The sequence below is a fragment of the Actinobacillus seminis genome (genome assembly GCF_002263215.1).
Classification (GTDB): Bacteria; Pseudomonadota; Gammaproteobacteria; order Enterobacterales; family Pasteurellaceae; genus Actinobacillus_B; species Actinobacillus_B seminis.
Map to the genome: position 1 here is coordinate 180,666 of NZ_NLFK01000004.1, position 14,807 is coordinate 195,472.

The window sequence follows — 14,807 nt, forward strand, 5'->3', positions numbered from 1 at the left end:
TATTGGCAGGAATAATCCACATGTCATTTTTTTCACCTCAGGCCTATTTTCATTTAATGGCGAAGCCGAGCAGTTTTCATTGCAATATTCAGTGTGAATACTGTTTTTATTTGCAAAAGGAAAAAGAGTTTGGCGTGAAAACGCCTTTTATGTCATTAACTACGTTGAGAAATTATGTTAAAAACTACATAGAATCCCACGCAGGGGAGCGGGTAGAATTCACTTGGCAGGGTGGTGAACCGACATTATTAGGGGTAGACTTCTTCAAAAGTGCGGTCATTTTTCAACGGGAATTTGCTAATGGCAAACAAATTACCAATGCTTTTCAAACTAACGGATTGGCATTAAATCATCAATGGGTTGAATTTTTTAAACAACACCAATTTCTTATCGGCTTATCAATTGACGGTATTCGCGCCGTACATAACCGTTATCGAATTTCCCGTAATGGAAATACGACCTTTGATAAGGTGGTGACTGCCATGGAGTTGTTAAAAGAATATCAGGTGGATTTTAATACGTTGACCGTGGTGAATGATCAGAATTGGAGTAAAGGAAAGGAAACCTATCTAGCATTAAAATCACTCGGTGCCAACTTTATGCAGTTTATTCCGCTCGTGGAGCGTCAACATCGACAATCGTCACAAACGACAGATTTTTCTGTTCCGCTACAGGGATTCGGGTATTTTCTCACAGATGTATTTCGAGAATGGCAAAAACAAGACATTGGGTCTATTTTTGTGTTGGAGTTTGACAGTTTATTAGGACAATATTTAGGTTATCCTTCAAGCAGTTGTGTACATCAACCCTCCTGTGGAAAATCGCTTGTTGTCGAGGCGAATGGTGATGTTTATTCTTGTGATCATTTTGTCTGTCCCAAACATAAATTAGGTAATTTAAACACCACTTCTCTTAAACAACTTGTGTTATCTCCTCAACAACAGCAATTTGGTCTGGAAAAACTTACTCATCTAACGTCCGTTTGTCAGCAATGTAATGTACGAAAACTCTGTCATGGCGGTTGCCCGAAACATCGTTTTATTGCGATACCGAATGAAGATATTAAGCATAATTACCTATGTGCATCTTACCGTTATTTTTTACAACAAACAGCTGTTGATTTTCAACAAATGAGCCAAAAAATCCATATTGGAGTCAGAGCATAAATTAAGTAAAAAAGTACCGCACTTCTATCTTACTAAACTTAGAGCCGAGCCAAATAAAGATAAGAAAATTGGATTGTAAATATCATCAATGATTACTGCAAATGACGGATAAAATACCCAAGCTAAATTGTGGTATCCGTATTGATCCATCACTGCTTTAGTATTTGCCACTGCATTTGGTCCCGAACCGCATCCCCATCCACAATTTCCTGCAGCCATGACAGCTGCACCATAATCTTTTCCAAACAGTTTGTATGCAATGAATATAGCGAATAATATCATTAAAATTGCTTGTACAATTAAAATAATACCTAACTGACCGGCATTTGAACTAAGTGCAGTAATATCAATAGTCATCAATACCAGTGCTAAATAAAGCTCAAGGAACATGTATTCAATCGCATTCACTTCGGGAATATAAGTTTCCGCCTTTTTCACTTCAAGGATATTTCTGGCAATGGCACCGGCGAAAAGACAACCGATAAATTTTGGCATTTCGATTACCGGAATAGCATCTAAAAGAAAATAAATCGGCATTCCGAGCGCACCAATTAATAAAACCATGGCAAAAGATTTGATCATTCGGGTGTTATTAAGAATGGGCAATTGTGCTGATTTTACTTCCTCCGGTTTATCGTTAGGATTTGCTTTGAGCGCGTGTTTGGCGATTAAATAGGCAGCAACCGGTCCACCGATAAGTGATCCTATAATATTGCCCATAGTACCGGCGGCAACGCCAAACTCTGTCGCGTTCGCCGGGGCGCCGAGCTCGATAAAAATCGGGCCAAAAGCAGAGGCTGTACCGACGCCTCCGCTCATGGCGGCAGAAGAAGCTTGTAAGGCCAGTAGCGGATGCAATCCGATGGCATTGCCGACTAAAACACCGACAATATTTTGTAATGTGATTAAAAGGCAAGTCGCAATGATAACATTGATAACTAATTTTTTGCCCGCACTGCGTAATAAACGAGAACTAAACCCGTATCCTATACAAAGAAAGAAAATGTTTTGAGATAAATCTTTCATCATTGCAACATCAAAGCTGAAAGAAATCAGCCCGGTAGATTTTATCATGGCAATAAGAATAGAAAAGAGCAAGCCTGAAACAACGGGAGCGGGAATGGCATATTTTTGTAAGGATTTCGAGTTTTTTACAAGATACCGACCGAAAAAAATAACGATAGCGGCAATGCCGAGAGAGGTGAGATATTCAAATTTGAAATTTGGTACTTCACCGATTTTATATGTCAACGTGCCAAAATAACTTAAGAATTTTTCCAATTCCATAGGGAACCTCCTGTTGAAATTTATCGAAAAAGAGACGAATAGGAAAAAGAGAAGATTAAAAAATTATATACCTCAAACATATAATGTAAATAAAAAGTGGTTTTTATGTAGATTTTTTGTAAAAATTTGTGATAAAGATCTTATTTTACAATGTACCGAGAGCGAGTTTCGCAATGAACAGCGGAATAGATAAGGGATAATACTTTCTTAAACTTTGGACGGTTTTCGTCGTTTAGCTTCATCCCGTTTGATTATCTCGTCTAATTTTTTTGGAAGGATAGATCAATATGCGGGATTTTTTATTACATGATTTTACTTTTTAGCCAACGCACGAAAGTATTGACTTTAGGTAGTTGGATATAGGGTGTCACGACATAATAACGCTGTAAACAAGGTAATTTTAATGATTGAAATGGTGTTATCAATGCTGCTTTTTCTAGATAAGGAGCGATGAGGTGTTCTCTACCCATAGCAACTCCGATATGGTTAATAGCTGCGGTTAACGCAAGATCGGAACGGTCAAAAATCATTGATTGTTGATGGGTTAAATCAATTTTAAGCTGAAAGTGATTTAGCCAACACAGCCATTCTTCAATATCGGATGTATGGTTCCATGCTTGACCATCGTGTAAGAGTGTACAATAACATAAATTTTCCGGATTTTCATATAGATGAAATTGCTTAGCATATTTTGGACTACAGACAGGAATAATACTCTCTGACATTAATTCATAATGTTGAAGATTTTTGTCATAAAGATCATCATAGTAGATTGCTAAATCTATTTTATATCTTTCAAAGTTAATAATTTCATTGCCGGTTAAAATATTTAACTGAATAAATGGATGTTTCTGATAAAAGCCGGCTAATTTGGGTACTAACCAACTTTGAGCTAATGAGGGTCTTACATAAATAGTTAATTCACCGCTAATTTCCTGTTGCCTGATTTCAAAAACTTCTTTATTTACTGCTTCAAATACCTGTTTTAAGGTGTGAAACAGTTTTTCGCCCTCATAAGTCAATGCTATTTTTCGATGAAAACGTTTAAATAAAAGAAACCCAAGCTCTTCTTCTAATTTATGTATCTGATGACTTACTGCACTGGCAGTAATACAAAGTTCTTCAGCAGCAAGCGTAAAAGATAAATGCCTTGCACAGACTTCAAAGGTATGTAATTTGGCTAATTGATAACGATCTATGCGTCTATTTTTGTATAAATATTGATGTATATTTCGCATTGCTAAGATCTTCTTTATTGTAGATTATCTCATTTAAAAAGTGATTTTAAGATATTTGAGAAGTAAGTCACACTTTTGATTGAATTAAATTCATTCAAATTAAATTATTCATCATTTGTCATGTATTTGTCAATATCGTTTAATTTTATTGGATTATTTCAACTCATAAGGAGACTATTATGGATTCACAACTTTGGCTCATAGCAGTTTTAATTACGAGCATTGCATTGATTATTATCACGATTGTGAAATTTAAATTACATCCGTTTTTGGCATTATTGCTATCAAGTTTTTATGTTGGTGGATTAATGGGGATGAAACCTACCGAGATGATTGATGCTATAGAAAATGGGATAGGTAGTACGTTAGGTTTTCTCGCCGCAGTCATTGCTTTAGGTACAATCCTAGGAAAAATGATAGAAGTTTCAGGTGGTGCGGAAAAAATAGGGATTGTTTTACAAAAAAGTCGGTGGTTATCTCCGGATGTTATTATGGTTATCATTGGATTAATTTGTGGGATAACGTTATTTGTTGAAATTGGCGTAGTTTTATTAATTCCGTTAGCATTTTCTATCGCTAAAAAGACGAACACTTCATTGCTTAATCTTGCTATTCCATTATGTACCGCATTAATGGCAGTTCATTGTATTGTTCCTCCTCACCCGGCGGCATTATATGTCACTAACGCTTTAGACGCCGATATGGGAAAAGTTATTGTGTATGGTTTATTAATTGGATTATTTGCCTCTTTACTCGGTGGTCCGGTCTTTTTAATATTAGTGAAAAATAAAATCCCATTTAAAAAAGTACCGGATGAGTTTTCAGATATTAGAATTAGAGATGAAAGTGAATTACCTTCATTTTCTGCAACATTATTTACTATTTTGTTACCAATTGTTTTAATGTTAATAAAAACGGTTGCAGAATTAAATATGGATAAATCGATTTCGTTATATTTATTTTTTGAATTCATAGGTAATCCAATTACCGCAATGTTTATTAGTGCTTTTGTTGCTTATTATATTCTAGGTATTAGACGTAATATGGGAATGTCGGACTTATTAGGTCAAACGGAAGGTTGTTTTTCATCAATTGCAAATATTTTATTGATTATTGGAGCCGGTGGTGCTTTTAATGGTATTTTAAAAGCCGGCGGTTTAAGTGACGGGCTTGCAACTATTTTAGCTAATTTTGATATGCATCCGATTTTATTAGCTTGGCTTGTGGCAATTATTTTACACGCTGCGGTGGGTTCGGCAACTGTTGCTATGATGGGAGCTACAGCTATTGTCTCCCCTATGTTGGTAGCCTATCCTGAGATCAGTCCTGAGATTATTACTCTTGCCATAGGTTCAGGCTCGATTGGTTGCACTATCGTGACAGATTCTTTATTTTGGTTGGTAAAACAATATTGTGGTGCAACAATGAATGAAATTTTCAAATACTATACCGGTGCAACATTTATCGCATCATTTTTTGCTTTAGTATGCACTTTTTTATTGTCATATATGATCTAACGGAGAGAGGTATACAAATGAATATCGAACAATTAAAACGAGACTATCCATTAATAAATCATCTCGTTAATTTAGAAGAGGTTACATGGTTTAATCAGAAAAGTACCACACTGGTTGAAGGGCTACCTCATGTAGGACTAACAGAAAAAGACGTAAAAGATGCGGCAATGCGGCTTACAAGATTCGCTCCCTATTTTTGCAAAGTTTTTCCTGAAACTCAAAAGACAAATGGAATTTTAGAATCGGAAGTTATCGGAATTCCGGCGATGAAAAGAGCGCTGGAACAACGTTATAAACAAAAAATTCAGGGAAATCTTTTATTAAAAAAAGATAGTCATTTGCCTATATCCGGTTCAATTAAAGCAAGAGGTGGAATATATGAAGTGTTAGCTCATGCAGAAAAATTAGCAATGACGCATGGATTACTTATGGAGCAAGATGATTACAGTAAATTGCATACTCCTGAATTTAAAAAATTCTTTAGCCGGTATAGCATTGCAGTAGGTTCTACCGGCAATTTGGGATTATCTATTGGCATTATGAGTGCAAAACTGGGATTTAATGTTAGCGTGCATATGTCTGCAGATGCAAGAGAATGGAAAAAACAAAAGTTACGTTTGCATGGTGTGAATGTTGTGGAATATGAACAAGATTATGGGGTAGCTGTGGCTCAAGGACGTAAAGCGGCAGAATCCGATCCAAATTGTTTTTTATTGATGATGAAAATTCAAAAACACTATTTTTAGGTTACTCCGTTGCAGGAGAGCGTTTAAAACAACAATTTCAACAACAGGGAATTCCGGTGGATAAAGATCATCCTTTATTTGTCTATTTGCCTTGTGGCGTGGGTGGCGGTCCTGGTGGTGTTGCATTTGGGCTTAAGCTCGCATTTGGTGATCATGTACATTGTATTTTTGCCGAACCTACACATTCGCCTTGTATGTTACTTGGGGTGTATACAGGATTACATGACAATATTTCTGTTCAAGATATTGGTTTAGATAATATTACTGCTGCAGATGGCTTGGCTGTCGGACGAGCTTCCGGATTTGTCGGTAAAGCGATGGAACGATTACTTGATGGTTTTTATACTATAGATGATCAAGAACTTTATGACTTGCTTAGATTATTAGATAAAACTGAACAAGTTCAATTGGAACCTTCCGCTTTAGCTGGTATGGTAGGAGCTATTCGCATTTGTGATAATACTTATTTTAATAAATTAAATTTATCAAATGACCGGTTAGAAAATGCGACTCATTTGGTATGGGCAACTGGTGGTGGCATGGTTCCTAAAGATGAAATGCAAAAATATTTATCTCTAGGAAGGGTTTAGAAAAATAAAGGAAAAGTGCGGTCAAAAATGATTGATTTAACCGCACTTTTGTTTTACCAATCAATTTTCTTCGACAAATCCCAATGCGGTTTCCACTACTTCGACGCCGGCGCCGGGGCGATAGGCATTTTCACTTAAATAGCGGCGCCATTGGCGAGCACCTTTGCAATGTTGGAATGCGCCGAGCATATGGCGGACAATATGATTTAAATGTACACCTTGTGCGCGTTGTTGTTCGATGTAAGGCAACATTCGGCGCACTGCTTGGTGAGGTGTGATGACCGGCAAACTCGGCTCAAACAGTGCTTGGTCAATATAACCCAATAGACTTGGGTTTTGATAAGCTTCACGCCCTACCATGACACCGTCCACATGTTGGAGATGTCGTTTAATTTCTTCTAGGGTTTTAATGCCCCCGTTGATGCTGAGCCGCAATGTAGGAAAATCCCGTTTGAGTTGATAGACCCTTGCATAATCGAGCGGCGGGATTTCGCGGTTTTCTTTTGGGCTTAAGCCAGAGAGCCACGCTTTGCGAGCGTGAATAATTAATTCTTGGCAGCCGGCTTGCCGTACTTTTCCCACAAATTCACAAAGAAAGTCATAACTGTCTAAATCATCAATGCCGATGCGGGTTTTGATCGTTACGGGAATATCGACTGCACGTTGCATTTGCGCTACACATTGCGCCACTAAATCGGCTTTTGCCATTAAACAGGCGCCAAACATACCATTTTGCACACGATCCGACGGGCAGCCGACGTTGAGGTTAATTTCTTGATAGCCACGTTGTTGCGCTAATGTAGCGCAGTGCGCCAATTGTGCCGGATCGCTGCCGCCTAGCTGCAATGCCAGCGGCATTTCTGGTGGCGAGAAATCCAAATGATCATATTTGGCATGGATAATCGCGCCGGTGGTGACCATTTCTGTATAAAGTAAGATATATTGGCTAAATTGGCGATGAAAATAGCGACAATGACGCGTTGTCCAATCTAACATTGGCGCCACGGAACAGCGTCCGCGATAAAAGTGCGGTGAATTTTGAGCAAGTTTCATTCTGTTTTATTTTCTTTTTCCTGTACGCGTTGGAGAAAACTGGCGACGGCAAGCGGATATTGCCGGTTCCAATGGGCATTTAATTCCAATCCTAAACAGGCTCATTTATTAAATCCGTTGGAAAACAGTGCCGCCAATGAAGCAGCGCTTAATGGGCAAAAAAATCCGGTACTTTTATGCAAAATTCGGTGAGTGTGGTGACTTTTTTTATATAAAATATAACGAATTTTGCCGGGCAGTCGTGGAGAAATCATAGGCATTCAATCCGGTGGATAATATTAAACAGGCGAAATTATAGCAGTAATTTTAAGCCAATGTCAGTATGGATATGGTTTTGTTTGCAGAAATATGAAAATCTGCTTTAAGCCCCGTGCGCTTTATGCCACAATGTGGCAACATCTTTATTTTATAAAGTGCGGTTAAAATTTAAAAAGTTTTTGAAAGGAATAATTATGACACAACAATATCAAATTGATACGCTGCTTGCGCAAGCGGGCAATCGTACAGATGAACGCACCGGCGCGGTTTCTACGCCGATTTTTCTTTCTACGGCTTATGGGCATCATGGCATAGGTGAGAGTACCGGTTTTGACTATACGCGCACTAAAAACCCGACGCGTAGCGTGTTGGAAGATACGATTGCGCAATTAGAAGGCGGTGATCGCGGTTTTGCTTGTTCTTCCGGTATGGCGGCAATTCAGTTGTTGATGACGTTATTTGCCGCGCCGGATGAATGGATTGTTTCCAGTGATGTGTATGGTGGAACCTATCGTTTGTTAGATTTTGCTTATAAAAATACCCATGGCGTTAAACCGGTTTATGTTAATACTGCGTCGGTGGAAGCCATTGAACAAGCTATTACGCCGAACACTAAGGCGATTTTTGTGGAAACACCGTCTAACCCATTGATGGAAGAATGCGATGTTGATGCTATTTCAGCAATTGCGAAAAAACATAACTTGTTGTTAATTGTGGATAATACATTTTTAACTCCGGTGTTATTCAGACCAATGGAACATGGCGCGGATATTGTGATCCACAGTGGTACCAAATATCTTGCCGGCCATAATGACGTGTTGGTGGGATTAATTGTGGCGAAGGGGCAAGAATTATGCGATCGTTTATTTTATATTCAAAACGGTGCCGGTCCCGTATTATCGCCATTTGATGCTTGGTTAACGATTCGTGGTATGAAAACCTTGGCATTGCGTATGGAGCGCCATGAGAAAAATGCCAAAGAATTGGTTAAGTTCTTAAATGCACAGCCACAAGTGGCAGATGTGCTGTATGCGGATAAAGGCGGAATGTTGTCTTTCCGTTTGCAAGACGAGAAATGGGTTAATCCGTTCTTAAAAGCGATAAAATTGATCACCTTTGCAGAAAGTTTGGGGGGATCTGAAAGTTTTATTACCTATCCCGCCACCCAAACCCATATGGATATTCCGGAAGTAGAACGCATTGCGCGCGGGATTTGCAACCGTTTGTTGCGTTTTTCCGTCGGTTTGGAAAATGTCGAAGATATTAAAGCGGACTTGGCGCAAGCCTTTGCCCAATTAAAATAATTTTGTAAAATTCGACCGCACTTGGTGATAGCACAATCATTTTGTCTAATCGTGTAAACAACAGCGAGTGTTTTGCTTTTTCGCTCTCCGGTATAAGAGTTTAACGATTAGAATGATTTGTGTTATTTAGTTTTCAATGTGTTATGATGTGAAACACTTGAGATGTATAAAATTTCCATTATTTTGATGGGAATATTGTTAACGAATAAGGAAAAAAAGAATATGACTGAAGTATTACATACAAATGATGCAAACTTTGAAACGGACGTATTAAGATCAGCAGTGCCTGTATTATTGGATTTCTGGGCGCCATGGTGTGGTCCTTGTCGCATGATCTCGCCAATTTTAGATGAATTAGCGGCTGAATTCGGTGATAAAGTAAAAATCGTTAAAATTAATATTGATGAAAATCAAGGTACACCGGCACAATTTGGTGTGCGTAGTATTCCAACATTAATGCTATTCAAAGAAGGTAAAGCAGTAGCGACTCAAGTTGGCGCATTACCTAAAAATCAATTAGCCAATTTTGTTAACCAAAATATCTAATTGCTTGTTAGTAAAGAAGCCTTCTTATAGGGCTCTATCCCGTATTCTGTGCAAATACTATTTTGACTTAAAGGTGATCGTTTAAGCGATCACCAGATTTGATTATATATCATATTTTAGAACTGATGGCTTGGTGCTTAATTTTATATTGCATCTAAGCCTTTAATTTTTGTTCATTCATAATAAAAATACCTGTTTTAGTGTATATTATCTTAGAAACAGGTATTTACACAAAGTTTGATTTAGACTTGGAAAAAATTTCCTCCTTTCTCTTAAAATTAATGCCGAGACTCTCGTTTTTCATTAAAGTCTTCTTCATCATCAAAGAATTCTCCCTCTTCGCCGTATTCATCTTCTTCGGCGTTTGGATCTTCGAAATAGGTTCCCCAACCGTCATAAATCCCCCCAAATTTATCGATTAATGGAAGTAATTCTTTTTGTTGGGCGTCAATTATTTCTGCTTTTAAGTGGATTTCGCTGATAATATCAAAACAGAAAATCACTTTTCCGTTGTCATCTTCAAATTCTTCCGCTTCCGATACTTCATAGCCGGCTTTAAAGGCATCCACTGCGATTTTTTCTAATTTATCAAAATCATAATGGGCAATATGATGTTCAATAATATAAAGGGCGTTAGGATCACTACCATCATTTAATAAATCATGAATAATTTTTCTGGTTTCTTCTTGTAATTGTTTTGTTTCCGACATAATCAGCCTCCTCAATAAGATTTAGCACATTGTAGCATTATTTTTTGTCCCTAAATAAAAAATCTTCCCGTTTGAGAAGATTTTTCTATGATGAAACACTGTTGATTATTTTTTCAATAGGTCACGAATTTCAGTTAGCAATTTTTCTTCATTAGAGGGAGCCGGTGCTGCTTTTTTTACCGGTTTTTTCAATTTATTTAACACCTTGATCATCATAAAGATAGCGAATGCGATAATCACAAAATCAAAGATATTTTGGATAAACGCACCATAATTTAAACTCACCGCCGGCGTTTCGCCAACCGCTTCTTGCAATACGATTTTAAGATCTTTAAAATCCACACCTCCGGTTAAAATACCCAGTACCGGCATAATCACATCACCAACTAATGAGCTGACAATCTTACCAAAAGCACCGCCGATGATCACACCGACTGCCATATCTACTACGTTGCCGCGCATCGCAAATTCGCGAAACTCTTTAATAAAACTCATAAACGCTCCTCACTTTTATTTATACCTCAAAGAGTGATTATTATAAAAAGTTGATGTAATAAGTATAGTAGCTTTACATAACTTTATAACTTTAAATAAAAAATGAACTTGGCTGGAATAGCTTTTCGATATCCGGAATAAATTTTTTATCGCTCACATACACGATTACATGATCTTTTTCTTTAAAAATTAAATTCTTACCGGCAATAATCACTTCATTATCACGAAAAACCGCGCCAATAATAGCACCAACGGGTAATTTGAGCTCACTGATTTTTCGTCCAACCAATTGGGAACTATTTTCATCACCATGCACTACAATTTCTAAGGCTTCCGCAATACCGTGGCGCAGTGATACCACACCGGCAACATCTCCTTTGCGAATATACCCAAGCAATGCCGAAATGGTTGCTTGCTGTGGCGAAACTGCGATATCAATGGTTCCGCCTTGGATAATATTGATATATGCCATACGCTGAATAAGAACCATGGCTTTTTTCGCACCAAGGCGTTTTGCCAGTAACGCCGACATAATATTGGCTTCATCATCACTGGTTAATGATAGAAAAACATCAATATTTTCAATATGTTCTTCAAATAATAAGGATTGATCGGAGGCATCACCACAAAATACTAGAGTTTTGGACAATTTTTCTGCCAGTTGAGAGGCACGCTCATGATTACGATCAATTAATTTGACTGAACAAAATTCCTCGAGGCGTTTCGCCACCCCCATACCAATATTACCGGCACCTGCAATCATGACCCGCTTATAGGGTTTTTCTAGGCGTTGCAATTCGCTCATTACTGCCTTGATATGAATAGTCGCACAAATAAAAGTGACTTCATCACCGGCCTCTACAATGGTCGAACCCTGAGGACGAATCACTTTATCTTGGCGCAAAATTGATACGATTCGGCAATCAATATGCGGCATATGATCTTTCAAGGTGGACAAAGAATAGCCCACCAACGGCCCGCCATAATAGGCTTTCACCACTACAATACTAATGCGACCGTCAGCAAAATGGGAAACCTGCAATGCCCCCGGATAATTAATTAAGCGCACAATTTCTTCCGTGACCAAATTTTCCGGCGAAATAATATGATCAATCGGGATAACATTGGATTGAAACAATTTCTCTTTTTCGCGAATATATTCCGCACCACGAATGCGCGCAATTTTCGTTGGCGTATTAAATAACGTATAAGATACTTGGCAGGCGACCATATTGGCTTCGTCGGAACTGGTTACCGCCACCAACAAATCCGCATCCGCAGCGCCGGCTTCGCGCAAGACACGCGGCGAGGATGCCGAACCGGTCACCACGCGTAAGTCATGCTTGTCTTGTAAACTGTCCAAACGAGCGGCTTCATTATCCACCAAGGTAATATCATTGTCTTCGCCGACTAAATTTTCCGCCAAGGTAGAGCCTACCTGTCCGGCACCTAAGATGATGATTTTCATGTTATTCTCTCTCTAGACGTAGGGGAATAATGACCTCAATCAACGGAAATTCCATGGCTTACCCCATTTTTCGTAATTTTGCGTAATAAAACCCATCACCGCCATTTTCTGTCGGGAAGAGTTGAATTTCGCCTTGTTGCTGCGGATCAAGGAAAGGCAAAGGTTCGCGTTTGGCGTCATTATGACGTTGCAAAAAATGCGCGATTTGCCGGCAGTTTTCTTCCGGCAATAAGGAACAAGTGGCATAAAGCAACACACCGTTCGGTTTTAATCTTGCCCACAACGCATCTAAAATTTGCTCTTGCAACGCCACTAAGGCGGCAATATCACTTTCTTGTCGTAACCATTTAATATCCGGATGGCGACGAATGACACCGGTCGCCGAACAAGGCGCATCGAGTAAAATTCGATCAAATTGCACCGCACTTTGTGTTGCATTTGACGGTAAATGAAAATGCGCCTCAATTTGCGTCAACCATTGCTGCGGTTGAGCGGCATCGCCACAAATTACTAACGCTTGCTGCTGCATTCGGGCTAAATTTTCCTGTACGCGTACCAAGCGTTCCGCTTCCACATCAAGGGCGACCACTTTTGCTTGTGGCGCCAACTCTAAAATATGCGTGGTCTTTCCGCCCGGCGCGGCGCAAGCATCCAGAATCAATTCGTCATTTTGCGCTTGCAATAATAGCGCTGACCATTGCGCGGAAAGATCTTGTACCGTGACCCAACCTTGGGCGAAATTCGGCAAATTTTGTACCGCACTTGGTTGTGCCAAACGCAGAGCTTGCGGATGTGTCGTGCTTGAGGCGTTAATATCTTGTTGTACCAATAGTTGACGATAATCTTCGGCACTACAATGTTGCTTATTTACGCGCAACCACATAGGCGGTTTTTGATTATTGGCTTGTACAATATCTTGCCAATGCGGGTAGGCTTTTTTCAATCGATTAACCAACCATTCCGGATGCAAGGTTTGCCAATGTTGATCCGCTTTAGCTAATAATTGCGCTTGTTCGCGTAAAAAACGGCGCAATACCGCATTTACCAAACCGCGAAAACTGTCGGCTTTTAAGGCGGACGTGGCGTTGACCACTTCATCCACTGCCGCATGAGGCGGAATGCGGGTGTAAAGCAATTGATACAAACCTACAAGCAGCAAGCAATGCACAATACGTGTTTTGCCTTTTAGCGAGCGATCGACTAATAAACTAATTAACTTTTCCAAGCGTGGCAACACGCGGCAAACACCAAAGCAGATTTCTTGTAGCAACGGAAAATCTTGCGCTTTGACTTGGGCTTGATATTCGGGCAGCAAGGATGACAGAGATTGCCCCTGATCTAATACTTGCAAAATGATCTTTGCCGCCGACGCACGTACGGAAAGTGCGATGCTTTTTTGCGAGGTTTTTACGCGCTGTTTATTAGTGGAGCGAACCGTTGTTTTCATTATGCCAATACCTTACCGACGTTAAACCAACCCGCGCGACCGTTGAGTAAATCTTGTGCGGACATTGATTTTTTCCCCGCCGGTTGCAATTGCGTTAAATTTAATACGCCTTGACCGGTGGCAATTTGAATTCCTTTTTTGTTGGCGGCAATAATGGTTCCCGCTGCTTTATCTTGATGCGGTAACACTTGCGCTTGATAGACTTTTAAGGTTTGCGCATTACCTTGTTCATCTTGCGTGGAAAAATAGCAAATTGGCCATGGATTAAAGGCGCGAATATTGCGCTCTAACTGCGCTGCCGGCATATTCCAATCTAATTTCGCTTCTTCTTTACTTAATTTTTCCGCGTAATTAGCGGCATTTTCCTCTTGCGGCTGCGCGAAAAATTGCTGCTGTTCCAATCCATTTAACACTTCAAGTAAGGCGGGTGGTGCTATTTCGGCTAATTTGGCATATAAATCGGCGGAGGTTTCTGTTGGGGTAATGTCGCAAACTACCTTGTGCAACATGGCGCCGGTATCCAGTCCTTCATCCATTTGCATAATGGTGACGCCGGTTTGCGCATCACCTGCCCAAATGGCACGCTGAATCGGCGCCGCACCGCGCCAACGCGGCAGTAAAGAACCATGTACATTCAAACAACCCAAACGTGGCGCGACTAATACTGCTTTTGGCAAAATTAACCCATACGCCACGACTACCATCACATCCGCATTGAGCGCCTGTAATTCGGCTTGCACTTCCGCTTTGCGTAAAGATTTCGGTTGATAAACGGGAATGTGGTGTTGCTCGGCTAATAATTTGACCGCGCCGGCTTGCAGTTTTTTCCCGCGTCCCGCCGGTTTATCCGGCTGAGTATAAACCGCAATCACGTGATGGGGCGAGTCTAACAGGGCTTGCAGATGTTGCGCTGCAAAATCCGGCGTACCGGCAAAAATAATATTTAATGGTTTCATTATGTTCTAGGTTACGGAAAATAAAA

13 protein-coding genes and 1 pseudogene are annotated in these 14,807 nt (G+C 39.7%); 6 read left to right on the top strand and 8 right to left on the bottom strand.

Going from position 1 to position 14,807, the window contains the following annotated elements; all coding sequences use genetic code 11:
- Positions 1–20: 20 nt before the first annotated feature.
- The gene (locus CFY87_RS05580; protein WP_094946260.1) at positions 21–1,166 is read left to right on the top strand and encodes an anaerobic sulfatase maturase; all 1,146 of its coding nucleotides are present in this window, start codon (positions 21–23) and stop codon (positions 1,164–1,166) included.
- A gap of 24 nt (positions 1,167–1,190) precedes the next feature.
- Here CFY87_RS05580 and CFY87_RS05585 read toward each other — a convergent pair whose 3' ends face one another.
- Both CFY87_RS05585 and dsdC read right to left on the bottom strand, forming a co-directional pair.
- On the bottom strand, positions 1,191–2,453 hold the full coding sequence (locus CFY87_RS05585; RefSeq protein ID WP_172539969.1) for a sodium/glutamate symporter: 1,263 nt from the start codon (positions 2,451–2,453) through the stop codon (positions 1,191–1,193).
- A gap of 302 nt (positions 2,454–2,755) precedes the next feature.
- Positions 2,756–3,691: a DNA-binding transcriptional regulator DsdC gene (dsdC, locus tag CFY87_RS05590; protein WP_094946261.1), complete on the bottom strand. Its 936-nt coding sequence runs from the start codon at positions 3,689–3,691 to the stop codon at positions 2,756–2,758.
- A 179-nt stretch (positions 3,692–3,870) separates the two neighbouring features.
- Between dsdC and dsdX the strand changes: the two genes are divergently transcribed.
- The gene (dsdX, locus tag CFY87_RS05595) at positions 3,871–5,208 is read left to right on the top strand and encodes a D-serine transporter DsdX (RefSeq protein ID WP_094946262.1); all 1,338 of its coding nucleotides are present in this window, start codon (positions 3,871–3,873) and stop codon (positions 5,206–5,208) included.
- Between the two features lie 17 nt (positions 5,209–5,225).
- A pseudogene (locus CFY87_RS05600) lies at positions 5,226–6,544 on the top strand (D-serine ammonia-lyase).
- Positions 6,545–6,604: 60 nt separating this feature from the next.
- Here the strand turns inward: CFY87_RS05600 and dusA are convergent.
- Entirely contained in the window at positions 6,605–7,597 is a 993-nt protein-coding gene (gene dusA, locus CFY87_RS05605) for a tRNA dihydrouridine(20/20a) synthase DusA (RefSeq protein ID WP_094946263.1), read from the bottom strand.
- Between dusA and CFY87_RS11525 the strand changes: the two genes are divergently transcribed.
- The 3 genes from CFY87_RS11525 (at position 7,583) to trxA (ending at position 9,705) form a co-directional block, all read left to right on the top strand.
- Complete coding sequence (locus CFY87_RS11525; protein ID WP_143226164.1) at positions 7,583–7,789, top strand: hypothetical protein; 207 nt, start codon at positions 7,583–7,585, stop codon at positions 7,787–7,789. The two genes, dusA and CFY87_RS11525, sit on opposite strands and share 15 nt — an antisense overlap.
- 260 nt (positions 7,790–8,049) lie before the next feature.
- Positions 8,050–9,159 (top strand): methionine biosynthesis PLP-dependent protein, encoded by a 1,110-nt coding sequence (locus CFY87_RS05610; RefSeq protein WP_094946264.1) that lies wholly within the window; start codon positions 8,050–8,052, stop codon positions 9,157–9,159.
- A 222-nt stretch (positions 9,160–9,381) separates the two neighbouring features.
- Entirely contained in the window at positions 9,382–9,705 is a 324-nt protein-coding gene (trxA, locus tag CFY87_RS05615) for a thioredoxin (RefSeq protein WP_094946265.1), read from the top strand.
- A 278-nt stretch (positions 9,706–9,983) separates the two neighbouring features.
- On the opposite strand, the gene rraB is transcribed toward trxA, so the two are convergent.
- The 5 genes from rraB to fmt all read right to left on the bottom strand — a co-directional run bounded on the left by rraB (position 9,984) and on the right by fmt (position 14,781).
- Positions 9,984–10,415, bottom strand: a complete 432-nt coding sequence (rraB, locus tag CFY87_RS05620; RefSeq protein ID WP_094946266.1) for a ribonuclease E inhibitor RraB — start codon at positions 10,413–10,415, stop codon at positions 9,984–9,986.
- A 105-nt stretch (positions 10,416–10,520) separates the two neighbouring features.
- Positions 10,521–10,910 carry a large-conductance mechanosensitive channel protein MscL gene (gene mscL, locus CFY87_RS05625; protein ID WP_094946267.1) on the bottom strand — a complete coding sequence of 130 codons (390 nt, stop codon included), beginning with the start codon at positions 10,908–10,910 and terminating at the stop codon, positions 10,521–10,523.
- Between the two features lie 91 nt (positions 10,911–11,001).
- Positions 11,002–12,378 (bottom strand): Trk system potassium transporter TrkA, encoded by a 1,377-nt coding sequence (trkA, locus tag CFY87_RS05630; RefSeq protein ID WP_094946268.1) that lies wholly within the window; start codon positions 12,376–12,378, stop codon positions 11,002–11,004.
- A 58-nt stretch (positions 12,379–12,436) separates the two neighbouring features.
- The gene (gene rsmB, locus CFY87_RS05635; RefSeq protein ID WP_094946269.1) at positions 12,437–13,825 is read right to left on the bottom strand and encodes a 16S rRNA (cytosine(967)-C(5))-methyltransferase RsmB; all 1,389 of its coding nucleotides are present in this window, start codon (positions 13,823–13,825) and stop codon (positions 12,437–12,439) included.
- Entirely contained in the window at positions 13,825–14,781 is a 957-nt protein-coding gene (gene fmt / locus CFY87_RS05640) for a methionyl-tRNA formyltransferase (protein ID WP_094946270.1), read from the bottom strand. The genes rsmB and fmt overlap by 1 nt, the downstream gene beginning before the upstream one ends.
- Between the last annotated feature and the right edge of the window lie 26 nt (positions 14,782–14,807).